General features: G+C 41.5%; 18 protein-coding genes, 2 tRNA genes, 3 rRNA genes and 1 pseudogene. 8 read left to right on the top strand and 16 right to left on the bottom strand.

Going from position 1 to position 24,358, the window contains the following annotated elements:
* The first annotated feature begins 201 nt into the window (after window positions 1–201).
* From ACSC9N_RS07855 to ACSC9N_RS07845, 3 genes are all read left to right on the top strand, one after another.
* Window positions 202–1,488: an acyl-CoA dehydrogenase family protein gene (locus ACSC9N_RS07855; RefSeq protein ID WP_171056741.1), complete on the top strand. Its 1,287-nt coding sequence runs from the start codon at window positions 202–204 to the stop codon at window positions 1,486–1,488.
* Between the two features lie 17 nt (window positions 1,489–1,505).
* Window positions 1,506–2,705 carry an acyl-CoA dehydrogenase family protein gene (locus ACSC9N_RS07850; protein ID WP_094148610.1) on the top strand — a complete coding sequence of 400 codons (1,200 nt, stop codon included), beginning with the start codon at window positions 1,506–1,508 and terminating at the stop codon, window positions 2,703–2,705.
* Window positions 2,706–3,211: 506 nt separating this feature from the next.
* Window positions 3,212–3,772, top strand: a complete 561-nt coding sequence (locus tag ACSC9N_RS07845; protein WP_010326766.1) for a lytic transglycosylase domain-containing protein — start codon at window positions 3,212–3,214, stop codon at window positions 3,770–3,772.
* 189 nt (window positions 3,773–3,961) lie between these two features.
* Here ACSC9N_RS07845 and rrf read toward each other — a convergent pair.
* The 9 genes and pseudogenes from rrf to ftsY all read right to left on the bottom strand — a co-directional run bounded on the left by rrf (window position 3,962) and on the right by ftsY (window position 13,329).
* Window positions 3,962–4,076: ribosomal RNA gene (gene rrf / locus ACSC9N_RS07840) — 5S ribosomal RNA — on the bottom strand.
* Between the two features lie 170 nt (window positions 4,077–4,246).
* Window positions 4,247–7,140, bottom strand: a 23S ribosomal RNA gene (locus ACSC9N_RS07835).
* Window positions 7,141–7,478: 338 nt separating this feature from the next.
* Window positions 7,479–7,554: transfer RNA gene (locus ACSC9N_RS07830), tRNA-Ala, on the bottom strand.
* Between the two features lie 67 nt (window positions 7,555–7,621).
* Window positions 7,622–7,698 (bottom strand) — tRNA-Ile (locus ACSC9N_RS07825).
* 61 nt (window positions 7,699–7,759) lie between these two features.
* Window positions 7,760–9,297: ribosomal RNA gene (locus ACSC9N_RS07820) — 16S ribosomal RNA — on the bottom strand.
* The 16S, 23S and 5S rRNA genes sit together here with 2 tRNA genes alongside, the layout of an rRNA operon.
* A 417-nt stretch (window positions 9,298–9,714) precedes the next feature.
* Window positions 9,715–10,377, bottom strand: a complete 663-nt coding sequence (locus ACSC9N_RS07815; protein WP_010326767.1) for a DUF2057 family protein — start codon at window positions 10,375–10,377, stop codon at window positions 9,715–9,717.
* Window positions 10,378–10,576: 199 nt separating this feature from the next.
* Window positions 10,577–11,170: a nitroreductase family protein gene (locus ACSC9N_RS07810; RefSeq protein ID WP_010326768.1), complete on the bottom strand. Its 594-nt coding sequence runs from the start codon at window positions 11,168–11,170 to the stop codon at window positions 10,577–10,579.
* Between the two features lie 173 nt (window positions 11,171–11,343).
* Window positions 11,344–12,029, bottom strand: a pseudogene (locus ACSC9N_RS07805) (nitroreductase family protein).
* Window positions 12,030–12,222: 193 nt separating this feature from the next.
* On the bottom strand, window positions 12,223–13,329 hold the full coding sequence (gene ftsY / locus ACSC9N_RS07800; protein ID WP_010326771.1) for a signal recognition particle-docking protein FtsY: 1,107 nt from the start codon (window positions 13,327–13,329) through the stop codon (window positions 12,223–12,225).
* A gap of 195 nt (window positions 13,330–13,524) precedes the next feature.
* Between ftsY and ACSC9N_RS07795 the strand changes: the two genes are divergently transcribed.
* Together ACSC9N_RS07795 and ACSC9N_RS07790 are read left to right on the top strand one after the other, a co-directional pair.
* Window positions 13,525–14,904 (top strand): M16 family metallopeptidase, encoded by a 1,380-nt coding sequence (locus ACSC9N_RS07795; RefSeq protein WP_010326772.1) that lies wholly within the window; start codon window positions 13,525–13,527, stop codon window positions 14,902–14,904.
* Complete coding sequence (locus ACSC9N_RS07790; protein ID WP_010326773.1) at window positions 14,904–16,496, top strand: M16 family metallopeptidase; 1,593 nt, start codon at window positions 14,904–14,906, stop codon at window positions 16,494–16,496. The genes ACSC9N_RS07795 and ACSC9N_RS07790 overlap by 1 nt, the downstream gene beginning before the upstream one ends.
* Before the next feature lie 376 nt (window positions 16,497–16,872).
* Here ACSC9N_RS07790 and ACSC9N_RS07785 read toward each other — a convergent pair whose 3' ends face one another.
* Window positions 16,873–17,232, bottom strand: a complete 360-nt coding sequence (locus ACSC9N_RS07785) for a hypothetical protein (protein ID WP_004697078.1) — start codon at window positions 17,230–17,232, stop codon at window positions 16,873–16,875.
* A gap of 217 nt (window positions 17,233–17,449) precedes the next feature.
* Here ACSC9N_RS07785 and ACSC9N_RS07780 point away from each other — a divergent pair, with 217 nt between their 5' ends.
* From ACSC9N_RS07780 to ACSC9N_RS07770, 3 genes are all read left to right on the top strand, one after another.
* Window positions 17,450–17,683 carry a hypothetical protein gene (locus ACSC9N_RS07780; RefSeq protein ID WP_004697075.1) on the top strand — a complete coding sequence of 78 codons (234 nt, stop codon included), beginning with the start codon at window positions 17,450–17,452 and terminating at the stop codon, window positions 17,681–17,683.
* A gap of 140 nt (window positions 17,684–17,823) precedes the next feature.
* A complete protein-coding gene (locus tag ACSC9N_RS07775; RefSeq protein WP_004984635.1) occupies window positions 17,824–18,204 on the top strand; it encodes a DUF2750 domain-containing protein in 381 nt (126 codons plus the stop codon).
* 131 nt (window positions 18,205–18,335) lie between these two features.
* The gene (locus ACSC9N_RS07770; RefSeq protein WP_010326774.1) at window positions 18,336–18,767 is read left to right on the top strand and encodes a CBS domain-containing protein; all 432 of its coding nucleotides are present in this window, start codon (window positions 18,336–18,338) and stop codon (window positions 18,765–18,767) included.
* A 135-nt stretch (window positions 18,768–18,902) separates the two neighbouring features.
* On the opposite strand, the gene trpB is transcribed toward ACSC9N_RS07770, so the two are convergent.
* The 6 genes from trpB to ACSC9N_RS07740 form a co-directional block, all read right to left on the bottom strand.
* Window positions 18,903–20,111, bottom strand: a complete 1,209-nt coding sequence (gene trpB / locus ACSC9N_RS07765) for a tryptophan synthase subunit beta (protein ID WP_439036130.1) — start codon at window positions 20,109–20,111, stop codon at window positions 18,903–18,905.
* Window positions 20,112–20,153: 42 nt separating this feature from the next.
* Entirely contained in the window at window positions 20,154–21,341 is a 1,188-nt protein-coding gene (locus ACSC9N_RS07760; RefSeq protein ID WP_063454280.1) for a vWA domain-containing protein, read from the bottom strand.
* 13 nt (window positions 21,342–21,354) lie between these two features.
* Entirely contained in the window at window positions 21,355–22,206 is an 852-nt protein-coding gene (locus tag ACSC9N_RS07755; protein ID WP_004697065.1) for an AAA family ATPase, read from the bottom strand.
* 22 nt (window positions 22,207–22,228) lie between these two features.
* A complete protein-coding gene (locus ACSC9N_RS07750) occupies window positions 22,229–22,612 on the bottom strand; it encodes a hypothetical protein (RefSeq protein ID WP_004697064.1) in 384 nt (127 codons plus the stop codon).
* Between the two features lie 22 nt (window positions 22,613–22,634).
* The gene (locus tag ACSC9N_RS07745) at window positions 22,635–22,943 is read right to left on the bottom strand and encodes a YcgL domain-containing protein (RefSeq protein WP_004984643.1); all 309 of its coding nucleotides are present in this window, start codon (window positions 22,941–22,943) and stop codon (window positions 22,635–22,637) included.
* A gap of 129 nt (window positions 22,944–23,072) precedes the next feature.
* Entirely contained in the window at window positions 23,073–24,215 is a 1,143-nt protein-coding gene (locus ACSC9N_RS07740; protein WP_010326777.1) for a ribonuclease D, read from the bottom strand.
* Between the last annotated feature and the right edge of the window lie 143 nt (window positions 24,216–24,358).

Genomic DNA, 24,358 nt, shown 5'->3' with positions numbered 1-24,358 from the left:
TTTTGGTCAATTGATCAATCACTTCAATTCCAAACGATTCAATAAAAAATTTAAAAAACAAAATATTAGAATAATTTAAAATACACCACATACCGTTTATCTTTGACAATACATCATGTCAGTCATGACATAGTTATTCGTATGCCGCTATGTCAGCATAAAACCACAGAATAATTCTGCTGGATGAAAATAATGACAAATATGGTAAATAAGGCGCAGGGATTTGGCTTATCACTGATCACAAAAATGGCAAGTAGCGACGTACTTGACCAATTAAAGCTTAGAAAATTTGTGGAGAAATCGCTATATCAAGGCTCAAAAGCGGGCTATAAGACTTTATCAAAAACACAAAAAGCCTTTAAAGCCAATAAGGATCTGCATAAACAGCGACTCAACAATCAAGAAAAATCATTATTTGATCTGAGCTATTCAGAAGATCAGCAAATGGCCATCGACACCATGTCACAGTTTGCCGCCGATATACTTTACCCGTTAGCCGCAAGTGCCGATCAAAATGAAACTTTTCCAACAGAACTTTGGCAATATATTGAAGAGCTAGGTCTGAACTTTTATGCTTTGCCTGAGGCGCTTGGTGGTGTCGCTGCTGAGAAAAATATTTTGAGCAATATACTTATTGCAGAGCATCTGGCCAAAGGTGATTTTAGTTTAGCCGCGGGTATGCTCTCTACCTTTAGTGTAATTAATGCCATTACACAATGGGGTTCTGAGCAAGTACAAGCTTTATATTTAAATAGTTTTGTGCAAGACAGTAGCATTCGCGCTAGCTTTGCAATTCAAGAAGTTACGCCTGCTTTTAATCCTTACCTGTTAAAAACCAAAGCCATTTCATGTGATGGTCAATATTTTATTCAAGGTGAAAAGACACTGGTACTATTGGCTGAAAGTGCAGATATTTTCCTTGTCAGTGCTGAACTTAATGGCCAAGCTGAAGTTTTTATTCTCAGACGGGATGAAAGTATTCAGTTTAAAAAATCTCCCGCTATGGGACTCAAAGCAACGGAAACAGCAACTTTAATTTTTAATCAAACCCCTGCTTTACGCTTAGGTGATGAAGATTTCAACTACACGGCATTTTTAGACCTCGGCAATTTAATGTGGTGTGCAATGGCGGTCGGCACATGTGAAGCGGTCAAAAAATATTGTATTGAATATGCCAATGAACGTACCGCCTTTGGTGAACCAATTTCTCACCGTCAAAGTGTTGCATTTATGATTGCCGATATGTCCATCGAAATTGATGCCATGCGTATGCTCATTCTAAATGCCGCAAGTCTAGCTGAATCTGGGCAGACATTTCACCGTGAAGCCTATTTAGCACGCTTACTTTGTGCCGAAAAAGCCATGAAAATTGGCACCGATGGTGTACAGATTTTAGGTGGGCACGGATTCACCAAAGAACACCCTGTTGAGCGTTGGTATCGTGATTTACGTGCAACAGCGATTGTTCACTCTGGTCTACATGCATAATAAAAAGGAAAACTGGCATGAATTTACAAAACCCTAAAAAATTTAAATTACTGATTGATCAAGCCCACCAAGTGGCCATCAATGTACTTCGACCTATCTCCCGAAAATACGACAAAGCTGAACACAGCTATCCTAAAGAACTGGATATGTTGGCATCTTTGGTCGATGGTATGAATGAAGGCGGTGAAGGTATGAACGCGGGTGCTGCTATCGGTAAGCGGGGCACCAATGAACAAGGCAATAAAAATGGAGTGAATCTCTCTACCGCTTTAAGTGTAATTGAAATGTGTTATGGAGACACCGCTTTACTTCTATCAATGCCCCGCCAAGGGTTGGGAAACTCAGCAATTGCAGCTGTTGCCAATGAAGAGCAGTTAGAGCTTTTCAAAAACACATGGGCAGCCATGGCAATCACTGAACCAAACTGTGGTTCGGACTCAGCCGCGATTCGCACCACAGCAATAAAAGATGGTGAAGATTACATCTTAAATGGTGAAAAGATTTTCGTGACTTCAGGAGAGCGTGCTGACGCTATCGTCGTTTGGGCAACGATGGATAAAAAATTAGGCCGTTCAGCGATCAAATCTTTTGTAATTCCTAAAGGAACTGCTGGCATGACAGTGGAACGTTTAGAACATAAGCTAGGAATCAAAGCCTCTGATACCGCAGTTATTCGTTTAATCGACTGCCGAGTGCCAGCCAATAACTTACTAGGAAATGCGGAAATTGACATTGCTAAAGGCTTTGCTGGCGTGATGGAAACTTTTGATAATACCCGTCCGCTCGTTGCAGCGATGGCTATAGGCTGTGCCAAGGCCTCACTAGAACGCATTAAAGAGATCTTCAGCGATTGTTTAGATCCTCAATATATAACCCCATACTTACAAACGACTCATATTGTGAGTCAAATTTATCGTATGGAAGCCGAATGGGAAGCAGCACGTTTACTGACCTTAAAAGCCGCATGGATGGCAGATAACAAGAAACCGAACTCAAAGGAAGCCTCCATTTCCAAAGCCAAAGCTGGTCGAATTTGTAATGAAATTACCCTTAAGTGCGTCGAACTTGCGTCAACGGTTGGTTACAACGAAGATGAGCTTTTAGAAAAATGGGCAAGAGATTCTAAAATTCTAGATATTTTTGAAGGTACGCAACAAATTCAGCAACTCATTATCGCACGCCGTGAACTCGGAAAGTCATCGAGCGAATTGAAATAATATAAAACATCTCATTCAGATATGTTGATGCCATAGTTTTTATAAATAGAAGATTATGGCCTCACATTGAAGTAATATAAAAGTAGAAATTACTGGACTTAAATTCATGCTATCTAACAACGGCTGAACTTATTTGTTGGGCTTCAAAAAACGTATCGCTATCACAGAACTTAGATTTATTGAGCAAATTTAATATTTGGAGAATAGTAAGTCTTACCAACTTAGATACTGCTTAGGCTATTTGTTATAAGCAAGAAGAATTTCTTTGACTTGTCCATGCAATCACCTATAAAAAAGTTAAATACTATGGGGTTATATGACAAAACTATCTTTGCAAGTGGATCTACTAACAGCATAAAATCTAGAATTTCAATTAATCGCCTCTATTTAGCTTAAATAAAGTACGGATTTAACAAAACCATAAAATAGTACCTTCTGTCTCAACTTGACTGTAATTGCACAGCTCAATATGATCTTCTCAGACATTATACCAATGGATATACAGTTTGCTGAATTATCAACGATACTTGCCAACATCTCATATTAAAGCTAAATCTGTTTTAATTTTAACAACAACTTTAATATTTACTGGTTGTTCATCACTTGGTGGCGGTTCAGTTGAAAAGCGTTCAGCAAAATTAGCCAATGGCATTCAAAAGGCATATGCTGTTGAACCAACAACAGCACTACGTATTGCACCTATGATTGTACAAAGTGCAGATCGTTATAATGTGGATCCATTACTAGTTGCAGCAGTCATAAGACAAGAGTCTAGCTATAGAAATTATGCCGTTTCCCCTGCTGGTGCTATTGGACTTACTCAAGTTATCCCACGCTATTGGCAACAAACCTGCCCTGGCGATTTATTTGAAGAGATTAATAATATTAATTGTGGCACCTATATTCTCGCTAGCTATAACCAAAAAGCAGAAAGTTGGCCCAAAGCTTTGGCTTATTATAATGTCGGTCCAACAGGATACCATTCGACCTGGAAAATGAAGCGTCAAGGAAAGAAATATGCCAAACAGGTTAAAGCACATCAAAAAAACTTAAAAGATGCTCTGTAACCTCTTTTAAATAAGACATAAAAGTCAGCAACTGCTGGCTTTTTACCATTTAGGCCCTTATAGATAAGCTATTTCACTTGTTCTCTATCTCTTTTTCCCTATTAATAATTATTTATTTTTATTATTTTAATCTTTTCAGCATAAAAAAATCCCCCTCTGCTTTAAGCGGAGGGGGATTTAGAATTAATGAGCTGGCGATGACTTACTCTCACATGGATAACTCCACACTACCATCAGCGCTAAGAGGTTTCACTTCTGAGTTCGGGAAGGGATCAGGTGGTTCACTCTTGCTATTGTCGCCAGCACAACTGTTTATGACTATTCGTTGGGTCTTATTTACACATTGTGTATGCCTAACTTTCATCAAATGAGTTATTAACAGGTATATTTGAGTTGGATATTGTATCTAGCTTTATAACTAAATCAAGTTGTTTGCAGTGATTTGAACCACAACACCAACTGTTTGGGTGTTGTATAGTCAAGCCTCACGAGCAATTAGTATTGGTCAGCTTCACATATCACTATGCTTCCACATCCAACCTATCAACGTCGTAGTCTTCAACGGCTCTTTAGAGGACATAAAGTCCTAGGGAAATCTTATCTTGAGGTAGGCTTCCCGCTTAGATGCTTTCAGCGGTTATCCCTTCCGAACATAGCTACCCGGCGATGCGACTGGCGTCACAACCGGTACACCAGAGGTTCGTCCACTCTGGTCCTCTCGTACTAGGAGCAGATCCTCTCAAATTTCCAACGCCCACGGTAGATAGGGACCGAACTGTCTCACGACGTTCTAAACCCAGCTCGCGTACCTCTTTAAATGGCGAACAGCCATACCCTTGGGACCTGCTTCAGCCCCAGGATGAGATGAGCCGACATCGAGGTGCCAAACACCGCCGTCGATATGAACTCTTGGGCGGTATCAGCCTGTTATCCCCAGAGTACCTTTTATCCGTTGAGCGATGGCCCTTCCATACAGAACCACCGGATCACTAAGACCTACTTTCGTACCTGCTCGACTTGTGGGTCTCGCAGTTAAGCGCGCTTTTGCCTTTATACTCTACGCGTGATTTCCGACCACGCTGAGCGCACCTTCGTACTCCTCCGTTACTCTTTAGGAGGAGACCGCCCCAGTCAAACTACCCACCAGACATGGTCCTCGCTCCAGATAATGGAGCAGAGTTAGAACCTCAATATTACCAGGGTGGTATTTCAAGATTGGCTCCACCGAAACTAGCGTCTCGGTTTCAAAGCCTCCCACCTATCCTACACAAGTAAGATCAAAGTTCAATGTCAAGCTGCAGTAAAGGTTCACGGGGTCTTTCCGTCTAGCCGCGGGTACACCGCATCTTCACGGCGAATTCGATTTCACTGAGTCTCTGCTGGAGACAGCGCCCCCATCATTATGCCATTCGTGCAGGTCGGAACTTACCCGACAAGGAATTTCGCTACCTTAGGACCGTTATAGTTACGGCCGCCGTTTACTGGGGCTTCGATCAAGAGCTTCGCTTACGCTAACCCCATCAATTAACCTTCCAGCACCGGGCAGGCATCACACCCTATACGTCCACTTTCGTGTTTGCAGAGTGCTATGTTTTTAATAAACAGTTGCAGGGGCCTGGTTTCTGTGGCTGCCAATAGCTCAAGGAGTAAATCCTATCACCGTCGGCAGCGTACCTTCTCCCGAAGTTACGGTACCATTTTGCCTAGTTCCTTCAGCAGAGTTCTCTCAAGCGCTTTGGTCTACTCGACCTGACCACCTGTGTCGGTTTCGGGTACGATTCCTATGTAACTGAAGCTTAGAGACTTTTCCTGGAAGCATGGTATCAGCCACTTCACTGTACAAGTACAGCTTGCTATCAGTTCTCAGCATAGAGTACCCCGGATTTGCCTAAGATACATGCCTACAACCTTCCACCTGGACAACCAACGCCAGGCTGACTTAACCTTCTCCGTCCTCTCATCGCATTACATAGAAGTATTGGAATATTAACCAATTTCCCATCGACTACGCCTCTCGGCCTCGCCTTAGGGGTCGACTCACCCAGCCCCGATTAACGTTGGACTGGAACCCTTGGTCTTTCAGCGTGCGAGTTTTTCACTCGCATTGTCGTTACTCACGTCAGCATTCGCACTTCTGATACCTCCAGCATACTTCTCAATACACCTTCATCGGCTTACAGAACGCTCCCCTACCACTTGCAATAAATTGCAAATCCGCAGCTTCGGCATATAGTTTTAGCCCCGTTACATCTTCCGCGCAGGCCGACTCGACTAGTGAGCTATTACGCTTTCTTTAAAGGGTGGCTGCTTCTAAGCCAACCTCCTAGCTGTCTATGCCTTCCCACATCGTTTCCCACTTAACTATAATTTTGGGGCCTTAGCTGGCGGTCTGGATTGTTTTCCTCTTGACTACGGACGTTAGCACCCGCAGTCTGTCTCCCGGATAGTACTCATTGGTATTCGGAGTTTGCATCGGTTTGGTAAGTCGGGATGACCCCCTAGCCGAAACAGTGCTCTACCCCCAATGGTATTCGTCCGAGGCGCTACCTAAATAGCTTTCGGGGAGAACCAGCTATCACCGAGTTTGATTAGCCTTTCACCCCTATCCACAAGTCATCCCCTGGCTTTTCAACGACAGTGGGTTCGGTCCTCCAGTTAGTGTTACCCAACCTTCAACCTGCTCATGGATAGATCACCCGGTTTCGGGTCTACACCCAGCAACTAAACGCCCTATTAAGACTCGATTTCTCTACGGCTCCCCTATGCGGTTAACCTCGCTACTGAATGTAAGTCGCTGACCCATTATACAAAAGGTACGCAGTCACCGAACAAGTCGGCTCCCACTGCTTGTATGCATGCGGTTTCAGGATCTATTTCACTCCCCTCACAGGGGTTCTTTTCGCCTTTCCCTCACGGTACTGGTTCACTATCGGTCAGTCAGGAGTATTTAGCCTTGGAGGATGGTCCCCCCATATTCAGACAAGGTTTCACGTGCCCCGCCCTACTCGACATCATCATATAAGCCCTTTCGTGTACAGGACTATCACCCACTATGGTTGCACTTCCCAGAGCATTCCACTAGAACTTATATGACTTAATGGGCTTTTCCCCGTTCGCTCGCCGCTACTGAGGGAATCTCAATTGATTTCTTTTCCTAAGGGTACTGAGATGTTTCACTTCCCCTCGTTCGCCTCGTATGACTATGTATTCATCATACGATACCTGCCTTATGACAGGTGGGTTTCCCCATTCAGAAATCTCCGGATCACAGGATATTTGCCGCCTCCCCGGAGCTTATCGCAGGCTATTACGTCTTTCATCGCCTCTGACTGCCAAGGCATCCACCACATGCACTTAATTACTTGACTATACAACCCCAAACAGTCGTAGCACCTACAAGTAGTACTAGGACAGATCGATTGCTCGATCATACAGTTTGTTGCTCTGTGTACTTAAACACCGTACAGCTTCAATTCAATTCACATACCAAAACGCTTGATTCAGTTAATTTCGCTAGTAACTCATTTCTTCAATCTTCATCAATCAGTAATAAATCACTGTTAATGTCAATCTTAAAAACGAGTATGAACAAATTATTTCAACTCAAATATATTCTGTTAATGATTTTTCCAGCCTTCGTCAGGTCAGGAAACTGTGATAAATCACAGAAGTTAATAAGCTTTAACTTACTAAATTCTATAATCTATGGTGGAGACTAGGAGAGTCGAACTCCTGACCTCCTGCGTGCAAAGCAGGCGCTCTACCAACTAAGCTAAGTCCCCAGCTTATCAATAAGTCAATGTTTCTGTTTTCTGTATTCAGCATTTAACAATGCTTGTTAGTCAGATTTGGTGGGTCTGACAAGACTTGAACTTGTGACCCCACGCTTATCAAGCGTGTGCTCTAACCAACTGAGCTACAGACCCTCAGATACATCGTCATGAAGAACAACTTGTTGTGGATTCTTACCAATCGTCAATCTTTCGTTAAGGAGGTGATCCAGCCGCAGGTTCCCCTACGGCTACCTTGTTACGACTTCACCCCAGTCATCGGCCACACCGTGGTAAGCGTCCTCCTTGCGGTTAGACTACCTACTTCTGGTGCAACAAATTCCCATGGTGTGACGGGCGGTGTGTACAAGGCCCGGGAACGTATTCACCGCGGCATTCTGATCCGCGATTACTAGCGATTCCGACTTCATGGAGTCGAGTTGCAGACTCCAATCCGGACTACGATCGGCTTTTTGAGATTAGCATCCTATCGCTAGGTAGCAACCCTTTGTACCGACCATTGTAGCACGTGTGTAGCCCTGGTCGTAAGGGCCATGATGACTTGACGTCGTCCCCGCCTTCCTCCAGTTTGTCACTGGCAGTATCCTTAAAGTTCCCGGCTTAACCCGCTGGCAAATAAGGAAAAGGGTTGCGCTCGTTGCGGGACTTAACCCAACATCTCACGACACGAGCTGACGACAGCCATGCAGCACCTGTATGTAAGTTCCCGAAGGCACCAATCCATCTCTGGAAAGTTCTTACTATGTCAAGACCAGGTAAGGTTCTTCGCGTTGCATCGAATTAAACCACATGCTCCACCGCTTGTGCGGGCCCCCGTCAATTCATTTGAGTTTTAGTCTTGCGACCGTACTCCCCAGGCGGTCTACTTATCGCGTTAGCTGCGCCACTAAAGCCTCAAAGGCCCCAACGGCTAGTAGACATCGTTTACGGCATGGACTACCAGGGTATCTAATCCTGTTTGCTCCCCATGCTTTCGTACCTCAGCGTCAGTATTAGGCCAGATGGCTGCCTTCGCCATCGGTATTCCTCCAGATCTCTACGCATTTCACCGCTACACCTGGAATTCTACCATCCTCTCCCATACTCTAGCTTCCCAGTATCGAATGCAATTCCTAAGTTAAGCTCAGGGATTTCACATCCGACTTAAAAAGCCGCCTACGCACGCTTTACGCCCAGTAAATCCGATTAACGCTCGCACCCTCTGTATTACCGCGGCTGCTGGCACAGAGTTAGCCGGTGCTTATTCTGCGAGTAACGTCCACTATCCTAGAGTATTAATCCAAGTAGCCTCCTCCTCGCTTAAAGTGCTTTACAACCAAAAGGCCTTCTTCACACACGCGGCATGGCTGGATCAGGCTTTCGCCCATTGTCCAATATTCCCCACTGCTGCCTCCCGTAGGAGTCTGGGCCGTGTCTCAGTCCCAGTGTGGCGGATCATCCTCTCAGACCCGCTACAGATCGTCGCCTTGGTAGGCCTTTACCCCACCAACTAGCTAATCTGACTTAGGCTCATCTATTAGCGCAAGGTCCGAAGATCCCCTGCTTTCCCCCGTAGGGCGTATGCGGTATTAGCATTCCTTTCGGAATGTTGTCCCCCACTAATAGGCAGATTCCTAAGCATTACTCACCCGTCCGCCGCTAGGTCAGGTAGCAAGCTACCCTTCCCCGCTCGACTTGCATGTGTTAAGCCTGCCGCCAGCGTTCAATCTGAGCCATGATCAAACTCTTCAGTTAAAATCATTAGTAGCTTATGGCTACAAATCTTGGCTCATCAATTTTCTGACAAATATTTCTCAAATAAACTTCGAGTAATTTTTACCTTCAATCAATGAAATATTTTCGATCGATCAATCAGTAAAAATCCACACAAGTTGTTCTTCATAATCTCTTAATGATCTTCTTGCTGATTCGTCATCAGCAAGACCTTCGCTTCAAGTTATTCACTACATTGCGTTGGTGTGCTGGGTATTCTATACAGTTTTATTTGCAGCGCAAGTACATTTAAATAAATAATTCAAAAAACCCATTCGACTGGTTATTTTTAAAGCAAAACATACATTTTAGATTAAATTATAGTCAAGTTGACTACCATATAAATGCGCTATCTAAATAAAAAAAACAGCTAACGCTGTTTTTTTTAGAATGTACCAGCTACTGTGCTTGTTCAGCAAGCCAAGCCATAAACGCTTGGCGTTCAGATTTAGATGCACTTTTCCAAGTATTAATTAATTGTTGAGCATTGCCAGAACTTGTTAAATCTTTTTGTTTATCTGTTCCAGCTTTCGCAACAACAGCTTGTGACGTATAGACCGGTGCAGGTTGTACCACTGTCGTTGCTTTTTGAGTTAGATCGGTTGGTGCATCAGTAAATAGATTTTGAAGAATGCCTGCATTTTGAGTTTTACTGCCCTTTTGCTCAACCAGTAACTGATTTTTGGCATTGTAGAGACCAAAGATCGGCTGCTTGGCATAAGCTTTTGCATCATCATGGTTTTGTGGAGGATTGATCAGTGCCAAACGGTAAGACTGTTGGTCTTGTAAAATTGGGGTCTTAATATTCACAATCCCTGAGCGAACAATATCGTGTGAGCCAATACCCGGATGCTCTTCAAAAAATTGGGTATAGCGAACACTGATAATATTTTCCCCCGCATCAATATTATATTTATTGTCAGAACTAAATAAACGACTCTTAACCTCTTGCCCATTTAAGCCTTCAATTTTTATTTCCTCTGGAGCAGTAATAGTCACTGCTGAAAATACTGAAGAACTCAACATCAATGCTATTGTTGCAAGGGTTATGCGTAAGGTCATTTTTTACACTCTATCGATGGTTTATTAAAGTTTAGTTGCACTATGCAGTGTATAAATGACAATTTTATGACAATTTCTGAGCTTAGAACCAACTCAACACTACAATATATAGTGCTAAGCTTTTATATTTTAAAGATAAGTCTCAAAACAAAAAAAAGAGCAGACTTACTCTGCTCTTTTTCATTTTAAAAACCAATTATTAATTGAATGTTTTAAAGCGATCCGCTTCCGCCATAAATGTTTTCTCACCCGCAGGTGCTTCAATCGAACCAAAAACAAGTTGTGCACGAAGTTTCCAATTCGCAGGGATATCGAAGATCTCTGCAATCTCAGCATCTACGATTGGATTGTAATGCTGTAATGACGCACCAATATTTTGTTCAGATAACGCAGTCCATACGGCAAATTGAGCAATTGCAGAAGAATGTTCAGACCACACTGGGAAATTATCCGCATAAAGCGCAAATTGTTCCTGCAATGATTTTACAACGTCTTGGTCTTCGTAAAATAAAACCGTACCATAGCCTGCAGCAAAGCTATTAATTTTGGTATTTGTACCTTCAAAAGCAGCTTCTGGAACAATTTTACGTAAAGTTTCACGCACGATATTCCAAAACTGCAAATGCGACTCACCAAACAAAGTCACAATACGAGAAGTCTGTGAGTTAAATGCAGAAGGACTGAGATTTACCGCTTCTTTAATTACAGATTCAATTTGTTCTGGTGTTAATGCTACATTTTTACCAACAGCATAAATGGTACGACGTTGTTTGATGTGGTCTAAAAATGACATGTTATTTTCCTCAGCGATCTCACGATCTTGTTATATGCAGATTCATACTCATCATAGCTATAATTTCAAATTTGAACATGCTTAATTCAGCGACATAGTGTCTTAAAAATAGAACAATATGCCATAACATTACAAAACTTGATCTAGAAACCACTAAAGATTATTCCGTGTCATTATGCATAAATCATAAAGCGCTCTTCATCTTTATAATATTCTTTTTCAGCGGCTTTTTCCTCTATCGAACCAAAGACCAATTGCGCACGTAACAGCCTATGTTTTGGAATCTCAAAAACCTTGGAGATATCAGCATCAATACTCGGGTTATAATGTTGTAATGACGCACCCAAACCTGCATCTGCTAGACAAGTCCATACAGCATATTGGGCCATACCTGAAACTTGCTCTGACCAAACTGGAAATTCTGCCGCATCAAAAGGAATTTTCTTTTGTAATTTTTGAATGATCTGCTGATCTTCATAGAATAGAACTGTACCAAATCCTGCCGAGCATTGATCAACCTTCAGTTCTACACCAGCAAAAATATACGCGGGGACTAACTTGCGCTGCACTTCTTTTACGACATTCCAAAAGTGATGATGTGAATCGCCCATTAAAATCACAATACAAGTACTTTGTGAATTATGTGCCGAAGGCAACTTCGCACAGCCTCTTGGATCAATTCAGCTAAATACACCTGACTTAAATGTACACGCTTCCCTAAAACATAAATACTACGTCGCTTTTTTAGTTGATCGATAAATGTAGTTTGTTTTAGGTCTTCTTCGTGATTTTTTTTAAATTTTAAGTCTTTGGTTAAGTCAGTTGTTAGAACTTGTCCAATTTTATGTAATAAAGCCATACCGTGTTCCCCAAAATGTACAGTGATGCCTATTGTGTTAGGCGCTAGTGTAATCGCAGGAGAATCACTTATATTCATTACGTGATTTCTAAATGTTTGTTTTTAAAACAAACAAATTGAATCAAAAAATAAACTCCGCATTTAGCGGAGTTTATGTGACTGATCTAACACTTTAAAATTGTGCTGTTCAATCTTATTTCTCTGTTTCGAACAAAGCAGCAACAAAGGATTTTGCAGAGAAAGGACGTAAGTCGTCAATTTTCTCACCGACACCAATGAAGCGAATTGGAACATGCGTACGACTGGCAATATTAAATAGTACACCACCTTTCGCAGTACCATCGAGTTTAGTAATCGTCAGGCCTGTCAAGCCAACTGCCTCATCAAACATTTCTACTTGATTAATCGCATTTTGACCCGTTCCTGCATCGACCACCAACATAACTTCGTGTGGCGCAGTCGCATCAATTTTTTGCATGACACGTTTTACTTTGGTCAACTCTTGCATGAGATGACCTTTATTATGTAAACGACCTGCGGTATCTGCGATCAAGACATCAACACCTTTCGCACGCGCACTTTCAAACGCATCGAAAATTACGGAAGCGCTGTCAGCACCATGGCCTTGTGCGACTACGGCAATATTATTACGTTCACCCCAAATTTGAAGCTGCTCAGTCGCTGCCGCACGGAAAGTATCCCCCGCAGCAAGCATCACTTTCTTGCCTTCACCTTGTAAGCGTTTTGCCAATTTACCAATGGTTGTGGTTTTACCCACACCGTTTACACCCACCACCAAAATCACATAAGGCGTTTTGTTCGGATCGATGTGTAAAGATTTCACACGTGGTGCAAGTAAAGCGACCAACTCTTCTTGAAGCGCTTTATAGAGCGAGTGCGAGTAAATTAAATCGCCACGTGCAGTACGTTCAGTCAAGTTAGCAATAATGGTTTTCGTTGCATCTACACCAATGTCGGCTACTAAAAGCTGTTCTTCAACTTCTTCAAGCAGTTCATCATCAATTTCCTTACCGCCGATCAAAATATTGACCATACCATCGGCAAGGTTTTTACGGGTTTTGGTTAACCCTTCTTTCATGCGACTAAAGAAACCGCCTTTTACAGATGTATCTGCTTCTTCTGCACTTGTTTCAGCAACCACAACTGAACTAACAACTGTTTGCTCTTTTGTTTCAACGATTGGCACATTGACCACAGGTAAACTTGGTAGTGTGACATCGTCATCCCCGATATCAGCATCAATCAAAAATTTGTTCTGCTCATTAGATTGCTGTTGCATGCCGAATCCTTGAAAAGCACTGCGTTAAAAAAGACGGATTCTACCATAAAAGATAGGCTTTCGCTTAGCAACAATACTTTATGTAAACACTTAACAAATCAATACTTCTGGCGCTTGATCTACTTCGCATTTTTCTTAAGAATGGTTATTTATTGAAATGCTTTAACTTCACTTCAACCTGAGCCCAAATTTTATATGCACCACTTATTAGTCACGCATTCTTATAAAAAAAGATTAGTTGCACTGGGTTTAACTCTACTTTGTTTACCTATAACTACCCATGCACAAATACGCAGTGAACTTACCCGCAGTAGTTTTGAAACTACTTTAAGCAATGGCTTGCAGGTGATTATCCGTGAAGATCACCGCTCCCCAATGGTCATGACCCAAATTTGGTACAAAGTCGGCAGCACCGACGAGTCTGGAAATATAACGGGTATTTCGCATGTGCTGGAACACATGATGTTTAAAGGCACATCCAAAGTTCCCAATGACGAATTCAGTCGCTTAAGTCGAATCTATGGCGGTACAGTAAATGCTGCAACATTTACCAATTACACCAATTACTATCAGCTTTATCCCAAAACTTACTTTCCGATGGCTTTAGAACTTGAAGCCGATCGTATGCGCAATCTCTTACTACGGAAACAAGACTTTGACCCTGAAATTAAAGTGGCGATGGAGGAGAGGCGCCTGCGTACCGATGACAACCCACGCTCACTCGCTTTCGAACGTTTCAAATGGATTTCGTATCCCACAAGTCACTATCGTCAACCCGTCATTGGCCACATGAAACACTTGCAAAATATAAGTCTAGATGATGTCAAACAGTGGTATCAAAAATGGTATAGCCCAAACAATGCGATCTTGGTGATTGTGGGTGATGTCAATGCAGAATCCGCGCTCCGACAAGTTCAAAAATACTTTGGCGACATCAAAAGTCATCCAACACCTGTACGCAATGATGTGACTGAGTTTGAAAACATTGGTTACCGTCACATGGAACAAAATACCAATGTTGAAGTGCCCAATTTATATATGGCTTGGAATGTCAAATCACTTGCAACAACAGCCAATCCAGAAGATGTTTACGCGCTCACACTTATTCGAAGCTTGTTAGATAGCGGGATCAGCTCTCGATTACAACAGCGCCTTGTACGCGACAAAAAATTAGCGACCGCACTGAGTGTCAGTTATGACCCTTATAACCGTGGAGACAGTCTATTTAGTATCTCCGCACTTCCTGTCACTGGCGTGGAACTTCCCGAACTACAAAAAGCCATTGAACATGAAATTGAGCGACTCCAAACAGAACTTGTTCAACCACAAGAGCTAGAACGGATAAGTACACGCTTCGTTGCAAACTTAATTTATGGTCAAGATGACATTATCGGGCAAGCAAAGATGATTGGAAACTTAGCCGTGAATGGCTTGAATTATCGACTGATGGATCAGCTTCCACAGCATTTTGAAGCGGTTACACCTGAAGATATTCAGCACGTTGCTCAAACTGCTTTTGTTCGTAATAACTTAAGTACGTTGTACCTTCAACCAGAAAAGAAGGCCACAAAATAATGAAAAATCAAAAGACCATCTTTCACCTATTATTTATTACCATGTCTACCTTTTGCACTACCAATGTAATTGCAGATGTAAGTACAAGCAGTATTAGCAATGATGACCCACGTACATTACAGTCTGTTGCTTCTCTACAAAGCTTAAAACAAGTTCAAGCCAGCGACTTTTATACAGCACCACATGTACACGAACTTAAAAACAAATACAAAGTTCGAAGTCTATTTGTTGAGTCACCCGCCTTACCCATGGTGGATATTCAACTTACCTTTAATGCAGGCTCTGCACGAGATATAGAAGTAGAAAAAGGACTATATGGCGTTGCCAATATGGCAGCACAACTCATCGATGAAGGCACTACGCAACATGATGCGGTTGAAATCGCGAATGCCTTTGAACAAGTCGGGGCTCGTTTTAGTGTAGCTGCACACCGTGACATGTTTGTGGTTCGACTGCGTTCATTGTCTGACCCTAAAAAACTAGATGCTGCAGTGAGTACCATGCTTGAAGTATTAAAAGACTCTACTTTTAAAAATAACAGTATTAATTTGATGGTGAGCAATACCCAAGTGGGCCAGAAGCAGTTGAAAGAAAGCCCTAGTCGATTGATGAGTATTCGCTTTTATCGCGCGCTCTACGGTTCGCACCCTTATGCGGAACCGATTACAGGAACCAATGGCAGTATTAAAAAAATTACGACTCAGCACTTAAAAAAATTCAGAGATGAGTTTTTGGTTAGTCAAAATATGAATATTGCACTGACAGGCCAACTCAGTGTGAAACAAGCACAGAAACTGGCTGAACGAATAAGTGCAGCCCTCCCACAAGGTGAAGCAGCAAAGCCACTTGCTGTACCGCAAGATAAACCTAACTTTGATATTCAACACATTCTGTTTAATTCAACTCAAGCCCATGTCACCATGGGACATCTATCAACCACGCGGGATAATCAGGATCGTTTGGCGCTCGAACTAGCTAACCGTATGTTGGGTGGGGGTGGATTTAGCTCCATTTTAATGAAAGAACTACGCGTTAAGCGTGGATACACCTATGGAGCAAACAGTGCTTTTACATTTAGCCAAGCGGCTGGAAGTTTTAGTCTAAGTTATTCAACCCAGCAAGATCAGCTCATGGACAGCATACAAGTGGCGCATAAAGCCCTAGTTGACTTTGTCCATCAACCAATTGATGCACAGCAGTTAGAAGAAACTAAAGCCGGTATGTTACGCAGCCTACCCAACAGCTATAGCAGCAATGCAAACATCAATGCACAACTGGGGTCCATAGGGTTTTATCAACAAGATGCGAATTATTTAGCAGACTACCCAAAACGTTTAGCTGAGATCACGCCTTTAGATGTCCAAAATGCGATACGTAAACACATTCACCCTGAAAGTCTTACCCTTGTGATTGTCAGTAATGCTTTAGATAAAGAGCAACTTCGACATATTTTAGAATTGAATCTTGACCCGAATATTAAGCAAAGCATGCCGCATCCTGATCAAATTCCTGCGATTATTGAACCTCCGGAGCCAATGCCGGAAGCTGCTTCGCCCGATTCTGCTCAAACTGATGAGCCTGCATTAATCTAAAGTAATCAATATAGGAAATCTGGTTTTCCAAAACCAGATCTTGAGCCATCTCTTGTGTTTCTGGGAAAGTCGCTTGATGAGATAAGCGACTTACATTTTCAAATTGGTTTGGGGAAATGGGCCGAGATAAAGCGATACTCGATAAAATGACAATAAGCATAATGATCGACGCCATCAAACCATTATAAATTTGTACAAGTGTAATCTGTGATTTTAATTTAAGAATTTTTTGGATCGCAATGTGCATAACCTACCTCTAGTGAAACTAGTGTAAGTAGCGAATTGCATAATCACAAGTTGAAATGCTGAAAAATGCCCCCATTAATACTAAAGAGGACATAATTTCAGCAAGTCAGATTGTTTGTAAAGCAGAAGTCTAACCAACAATGCTACGAATAACTGCAAAATAGAGCACTAAGGCAATTACCCCTAATGCAATCATAATGGCGAAAGCCCCAACACCATTTTCTGCATCTGCAGGGTGTGCAGGATCGTCATCTGCAATACGTCTTAGCTCTCCATTGTATGTTTCATAAAAATCAGCCCGTTGATTTTCATCAAGCTGACGTGTGAAATCATAAACTCGTTTACGTTGTGCCAAACAAAAATCACCAAGATGAATTTCTTGATGAAAAACTGCTTCATCTAATAGTGTTCGGTGATATTGCGCCAACGCTACAATTTGAGAAACAGTTGGAGGCATATCAAAATCAAAACCGTCTAATGTATTTGTCATGTTATTCTCCTTATAAAATACAGTTTCCTGTTTTATTATCATATTCAATCTTTTGATTGTTCATTGTTTAATCATGTAAACAAAATAAGATGAAGAATACTCGACAATATATTTGACAATTCCAGCAATTTGTAATAAATATTTAACATTAGCGTGATATTTATATCTAAAGGTAAAAATACCTTTAAGTGATCATAATTAGAATAAGGAGCTTAATATGATTCAACAAATCTCTCATCATGACTTAGAACATGCGTATGCGGATGCAGTAAACACCATTCAATCACAAATGAACTTCGTAGAAGCAGTACAACAGTTAGAAAGCGTTGCACGCGCTGGACACGGTAAAGCAGCACTATTTTTGGCAGAACTTTATTATCAAGGTTTCCGCGTAGAACGTGACTCGCTGAAAGCACAATACTGGCAACAGCTTGCCACCATGAAAGCATAATAAAACGTCACCTAGGTGGCGTTTTTTTTGAACCTAACATTTTGATATGACATATTTATTTACATAGTTATGCAAAGCTTACACTGAACTTTCATCTTAATTATTTAAAATAGCGTCATGTTCCTTAATGACATAACGCTATGTACAAAATTTTGAAACTACAACCGATTTCAAATCATTTATATTTAAAAATCAATATTCTAAGAGGCATGATGTACTGCGGTATTCTTTGGGGGCTTTACAACGCTGAACAGCAAGGCTGGGCGATGACCTCAGATCACGATGACTATGTTTTTCCTTTTTGGCTCAATGGTTTACACGCACACCAATATGCTCAATTGCACTGGCCAAACTATATTCCTAAAAAAATCACGCCGCAGGATTTCCAGAGCGCATTACTGCCTACTCTGTCACGTTTAAAAGTCACACCAGCGCTATGTAACGGAACAAAGCGCATGAAGCTCAGCACGTCTCAAATGCGCCACTTTTTCTTCAATGACCGTATTCTGTCGCCAGCTTAAGGCTCATTAAGAACAATAAGACGTAATTAACTTGTTATTTTATTGAGAGCTATGACTGTAAAGTATTTGCTTTTTTTTTAAATCGCGCTAATTTAAATATAAAACAATAACCACAACCGAGGATATGCCCTATGACCAATGTTGCTCAAGTATTAAAAGATAAAGTACATCAAGCAATCTACACCATCAGCCCTGAAGCCACGGTTCTTGAAGCAATTTCACTTATGGCAGATAAAGGCATTGGTGCGCTTGTGGTTACACAAGAAGAACGCGTTGTAGGTATATTGTCCGAACGTGACTACATGCGCAAAGTCATGTTGATGGAACGTACTTCAAAACAAACCACAGTCAATGAAATTATGACAGCAAAGGTACTGACCGTAACAACAGCAGTTACGGTTGAAGAATGTTTAGACCTGATGACAGACCGCCACCTTCGTCATTTGCCTGTTGTTGAGCAAGATAAATTATTGGGACTCATTTCTATTGGTGACTTGGTGAAAGCGGCAATGGATGATCAAAAGAAACTGATTGAGCAACTACAACAGTATATTTCAGGTTAAGTTTTAATTTTTACGTGTACAATCATGAACTTATACTCAGCATTGGCTACTAATGATAAAAAATAAAGCCGAAACCATATAAAAATCCCTGCACTAAGCAGGGATTTTTATATGTAAATATGAAAGGCTTAAAACTTAGTTCAGACCTAATTTTGCAGCGACATAGTCTGCATCTTTGTCGCCACGACCAGATACATTCACCACAATTTTAATATCTTTGGCCAACTTTGGAGCTTCACGAAGTGCCCATGCTACGGCATGTGAACTTTCAAGTGCGGGGACAATCCCTTCAACACGTGACAACCGCATAAATGCATCCAAGCACTCTTGATCAGTCGCAGTGGTGTATTCAACACGGCCTAAATCTTTCAGCAGACTATGCTGAGGCCCGACGCCAGGATAGTCTAGACCTGAAGCAATCGAATGTACTGGTAACGGTTCACCTTGATCATTTTCAAGTACATAACACGCCATACCATGAATCTGACTTGGTTTACCTAAAGTTAAGGTTGCCGAGTGCATGTCGGTATCTAGACCATGACCTGCTGGTTCGACACCAATCAATTTCACATCAGCATCGTTCAAAAATGCGGTGAAAGCCCCCATAGCATTTGAACCGCCACCGACACATGCAACCACATAATCTGGGTTCGCACCAAAGCGCTCATGGGTTTGTTCTTTAATTTCTTTACCAATAATCGACTGGAAGTCTCGCACCATCATTGGAAATGGATGTGGCCCAACAACCGAACCAATAGCATAGATATAATTGGTTGGATCTTTTAAATACTCGTCAAAAGCACTGTCCACAGCATCTTTCAGCGTTGCAGTACCACGTGTCACTGAAATGAGTGTTGCTCCAAGGATTTTCATTTTGACAACATTGGGATGTTCTTTTTCAATATCCACCTGCCCCATATGAATTTCACATGGAATCCCGAACAAAGCACAAGCTGTTGCTAATGCAACGCCGTGTTGGCCTGCACCTGTTTCTGCAATCACTTTGGTTTTACCCATATATTTTGCAAGCAGCGCTTCACCCAAACAGTGATTAATTTTATGTGCGCCTGTGTGGTTTAAGTCTTCACGTTTAAGATAAATCTGTGCCCCGCCCAACTGTTCAGATAACCGTTTTGCATAAAACAACGGACTTGGACGACCAACATAGTGTGCAAACAGTTCAGCAAGTTCAGTTTGAAATTCTTCTGTTACACGAATTTGCTCGTAAGCGACTTTAATGTCATCCATTGCCGCTTTTAAGTGAGGTGGAATAAACTGACCACCATATTTCCCAAAAAAGCCCGCTTCATTAGGCAAAGCAATACCATTAATTTGATGATCCATTTTTTATGATCCTTATTCTTAAAATGTGCTTTCTTTCCAGCTTTATCGTGCTAAATACTTGGTCATATCCTCAACGCCTTTGAGGGTCATTGGGTACATATGGTCTTCAAAAATTTGCTTAATCAAACCAATCGTATGAGTGTAATGCCAATAACGATCTTCTTCTGGGTTCAACCATGCTGTTTTTTCAAAATGATTGCGTAAACGCTGTAGCCAGACATTGCCTGCTTCATCATTCATATATTCAACCGAACCACCCACAGAATTGAGTTCATAAGGTGCCATAGAAGCATCCCCAACCACAATTACACGATAGTCGCGTCCATAGGTATTGAATAAATCCCACGTATTCATACGGGTACTTGAGCGACGTACATTGTCTTTCCAAACATAGTCATACAAACAGTTATGGAAATAGAAATACTCTAAGGTTTTAAACTCAGTTTTCGCTGCACTAAACAGTTTTTCGCATTGTGCAATGTGTGAATCCATCGATCCACCCACATCAAACAACATCAGCACCTTAATACGATTACGACGTTCAGGCACGAGCTGCACATCGAGTATGCCTTGCTTCGCGGTTTCACGAATTGTACCGTCGATGTCTAACTCTTCAGCCGCACCTTGTCTGGCAAATTTACGTAAACGACGCAATGCCATCTGCATTTGGCGCGTTCCGAGAATTTGATCATCATCCAAATTCTGATATTTACGTTGTTCCCAAACTTTTACAGCAGAACGTTTACGTCCTGGCCCACCAATACGCACCCCTTCAGGATGATCACCATAAGCACCAAATGGAGACGTTCCTCCAGTGCCGATCATCTTGTTTCCACCCTGATGTTTCTTATGCTGCTCGCGCAAACGTTCTTCCAGCATTTTCATGAGTTCTTCTAATGAACCGGCTTTCTTTAATTCTTCACGCTGCTCAGGAGTTAGATGCTTTTCTAAGAGCTCTAAATCAAACCAGTCTTTCGGTAAATTTTGAACTTTATTCAGTAAATCATCTAAATCAAAAGTTGAAATCCCATCAAAATAGTCCTTCATGCCTCGGTCAAATTTGTCAAAGAAGCGTTCATCTTTCACCATAATAGTTTTGGCGAGTTGATAGAACTCTTCTTGATCGGCAAAGACCAAGCCTGAAGCAACAGCTTCATTCAGGTCAATCAGTTCACGCGTCGAGACGGGAACACCGTATTTGCGTAAGGTATAAAACAAGCGCACAAACATGCGTGTCTCTCCTTTAGCGACGCGACATAAAGGCTAAACGCTCAAGCAACTGTACATCTTGTTCGTTTTTAATGAGTGCGCCATATAAAGGTGGAATGGCTTTAGACTTATCATGATTACGCAGTACATCTTCTGGCATATCATCAGCCATGAGCAAGCTTAACCAGTCAATCAATTCAGAAGTTGATGGTGGTTTTTTTAGACCCGGAACTTGACGTAATTTGAAGAAAACTTGTAATGCTTCATTGACCAATGCCGTTGAAATTTGCGGAAAATGAACATCAATAATTTCACGCATAGTTGCATCATCTGGAAATTCAATATAATGGAAGAAACAACGACGCAAGAATGCATCAGGAAGTTCTTTTTCATTATTTGAAGTAATAATCACAATAGGACGTTGTGATGCAGTAATAGTTTCGCCCGTCTCATAGACATAGAAAGACATCTTATCCAATTCATGCAACAAGTCGTTTGGAAACTCAATGTCCGCCTTATCAATTTCATCAATCAATAAAACACAACGTTCTTCACTGGTGAATGCTTCCCACAACTTACCCGGTTTAATATAGTTTTTAATGTCATAAACACGGTCGTCACCCAGTTGGCTGTCACGTAGACGTGAAACTGCATCATACTCATATAAACCTTGCTGGGCTTTTGTGGTTGACTTGATGTGCCAAGTCAATAATTTTAAGCCTAAGCTTTCAGCCACTTGTTCAGCCAGTAAAGTTTTGCCCGTACCCGGCTCACCTTTGACCAACAAAGGCTTTTGTAAGCTACGTGCAGCTTTTACAGCAAGTTTTAAACTATCGGTAGCGATGTACTGATCTGTACCCGTAAATTGTTGTGTTTCAACAGACATGATTAAACCTTATTTTTATTAATTACAGCGGTGAATGATTGTTACTGACAACTGCTTTGGTTTTATTAGCCACATATTTTGACCAAAAGAAACCGATCACAAGCCCCACACCCATGACAAAGAGAATCAGTGACAAATTTGACCAAATGAGTGCTGATTCTTTCGTTAACACACCGAAAAGCAAGCCAAAAATAGCCGGTGCAATCGATGAGTTTGGACCTTCGGAAACCGTTGGCGTCAATAAAATGGCAAAGATCATCATCCATGTGATGCCACCCAACAGCTTCGGCAGGCGTGTAGCAATGGAATACCAACACCACAAAATTAGCAAACTGCCCAAAAGGTAAACTGTGACAGCAATACTGTCTTCAGGAATTGAATCGAGCATTGAAAGAAAACTATCCACGGTGCAACTCCTGAATTATGCTTTATGCGCCACGAAGGCCTTCTGGTGCCGCAGCGTTCGGATTGATTAATCCTTCTGGCGGCATTTGTAGGAAGAAGCCCTGAGTTTGAATCGAATCCATGACATGCAATACATTTACACGGGCCAATTTACGCGCTTCACTCAGCTCTAACGACATCACAAAAGTCGCTCGACCAAATGCAACACGAACAGCTTCAGGTAAAACATTCAATGGGCTAAAATCTTCAGCGGCTTGATCAGCTTCAGTTGGACAAGCAATATAAAGATACATTTCATCTTTTTTGCTTGATTTATAAATAGAACATTGCATATCTAAAACAGCACTCAAATAACTCAAGCCACAGGATACATCAAATAAAAGCAGCTGACATTAGTCATGATTAACGCATTAGTCGTGATTTTGTATAAATATTCAAACTTCAGACCAATTGACTAATTATTAATCCATGACTTTCATTTGCGTTGAAAGATAGCTTTCATCACGGCGTAGGAGTTGAATTAAAGGTTGGGTTAACAAATCATAGCGCCAACCTAATAAATAATCAGGCAAGTCTTGCTCATCATTATGAAAAACCACATGTTGATGCAGCGCGTTCATCCACTTTTTGCGCATCAACACTTCTTTAGGAATGCTGGTTTCATTGACCACATTTTGAATTAAGTGATCAATCTTCTCCCCCACATCTTTTGAAGAATGACGGATCGGACGTGCCATACGTAGTGGCCAATCTGCTTGCTCAGGCAAGAATTTCACCAAATCTAAAATGGTTTTACCGTGCTCGCGGACGACGTTTTGACGTATGTCTTTTACACCCGATAACTGAAAAGCATTTTTTGGATTTTTCTCAACCAAATCAATCATGCTTGAGTTTTTCAAAATGAAACTACGTGGTGTATTTAGCGCTTTCACCATGTGCTCACGCCATACAGCCAACTGCTGCAACTGCATTAACTGACGACGTGAATGTCGATAGTTACCAATATCTTGATAGAGTAAATGCAAAGGCGTTTCTGTCGCGATCTCTTGCGTCAGATGCTGACAGTCCTCAAGTGCAAAATTTAAGAGTGACTTTGAATCTAGTTCTTGTTTAACTTTTTCTGAGAGATTCATCAAGTACAGCACATCGTTTGCCGCATAGCTCAGTTGTGCAGGGCTCAATGGACGCGCCAACCAGTTTGAGCGGGTTTCCCCTTTATCGATATCGACATCCAACATTTGTTTCAGTGCATTTTGATAGCTCACTTGTAGACCATGTCCTAAGAAAGACATACCCACTTGGGTATCAAATACATTGTTTAAGGTTTTATGCTGTGCATAGTGATAAATCAGGTCGATATCTTCACTACATGCATGAAAGACATTTTGCTGTGCACGAAAAAGTTTATTCCAAAATTCAGATAAATCGAGTGTCGTACCATCGAGTAAATAGACATTGTTTTCGACATTGATTTGAAATACGCCTAACTTTGGCCATAAGGTATCGACTTTGATGAATTCTGTATCGAGTCCATAGACTTCGTTACGATCCATTTTTTCTAAGACTGGTGTTAAGTCTTGTTGCTGCTGAATAAACTGAAACATATCCTACTGCGTCTAATGCTAGATGCTCTTTGGGCTATCTTACCTGAATAAGATCATTTAGCTATCAAGATTTCTAAGGGTTTTTTAATTATTTGCCGTTTTTTGTGATTTTTTTATACAACTAGATTCAAATTAATATTTTT

Source organism: Acinetobacter sp. PC34 (assembly GCF_051789135.1).
GTDB lineage: Bacteria > Pseudomonadota > Gammaproteobacteria > Pseudomonadales > Moraxellaceae > Acinetobacter > Acinetobacter johnsonii.
The sequence above is the reverse complement of the archived record's forward strand: the minus strand, read 5'-3'. Positions and strand labels throughout refer to the sequence as shown.

Excerpts from the sequence above, each read along its gene's own strand:
- ACSC9N_RS07850 (WP_094148610.1), top strand. The coding sequence starts at position 1,506 with ATGAATTTACAAAACCCTAAAAAATTTAAATTACTGATTGATCAAGCC.
- ACSC9N_RS07785 (WP_004697078.1), bottom strand. The coding sequence starts at position 17,232 with ATGACAAATACATTAGACGGTTTTGATTTTGATATGCCTCCAACTGTT.
- ACSC9N_RS07790 (WP_010326773.1), top strand. The coding sequence starts at position 14,904 with ATGAAAAATCAAAAGACCATCTTTCACCTATTATTTATTACCATGTCT.
- ACSC9N_RS07755 (WP_004697065.1), bottom strand. The coding sequence starts at position 22,206 with ATGTCTGTTGAAACACAACAATTTACGGGTACAGATCAGTACATCGCT.
- ACSC9N_RS07775 (WP_004984635.1), top strand. The coding sequence starts at position 17,824 with ATGTACAAAATTTTGAAACTACAACCGATTTCAAATCATTTATATTTA.
- ACSC9N_RS07740 (WP_010326777.1), bottom strand. The coding sequence starts at position 24,215 with ATGTTTCAGTTTATTCAGCAGCAACAAGACTTAACACCAGTCTTAGAA.
- ACSC9N_RS07795 (WP_010326772.1), top strand. The coding sequence starts at position 13,525 with ATGCACCACTTATTAGTCACGCATTCTTATAAAAAAAGATTAGTTGCA.
- ACSC9N_RS07745 (WP_004984643.1), bottom strand. The coding sequence starts at position 22,943 with ATGCAATGTTCTATTTATAAATCAAGCAAAAAAGATGAAATGTATCTT.
- ftsY (WP_010326771.1), bottom strand. The coding sequence starts at position 13,329 with ATGCAACAGCAATCTAATGAGCAGAACAAATTTTTGATTGATGCTGAT.
- ACSC9N_RS07855 (WP_171056741.1), top strand. The coding sequence starts at position 202 with ATGGTAAATAAGGCGCAGGGATTTGGCTTATCACTGATCACAAAAATG.
- ACSC9N_RS07810 (WP_010326768.1), bottom strand. The coding sequence starts at position 11,170 with ATGTCATTTTTAGACCACATCAAACAACGTCGTACCATTTATGCTGTT.
- ACSC9N_RS07815 (WP_010326767.1), bottom strand. The coding sequence starts at position 10,377 with ATGACCTTACGCATAACCCTTGCAACAATAGCATTGATGTTGAGTTCT.
- ACSC9N_RS07760 (WP_063454280.1), bottom strand. The coding sequence starts at position 21,341 with ATGTTTGTGCGCTTGTTTTATACCTTACGCAAATACGGTGTTCCCGTC.
- ACSC9N_RS07780 (WP_004697075.1), top strand. The coding sequence starts at position 17,450 with ATGATTCAACAAATCTCTCATCATGACTTAGAACATGCGTATGCGGAT.
- ACSC9N_RS07770 (WP_010326774.1), top strand. The coding sequence starts at position 18,336 with ATGACCAATGTTGCTCAAGTATTAAAAGATAAAGTACATCAAGCAATC.
- trpB (WP_439036130.1), bottom strand. The coding sequence starts at position 20,111 with ATGGATCATCAAATTAATGGTATTGCTTTGCCTAATGAAGCGGGCTTT.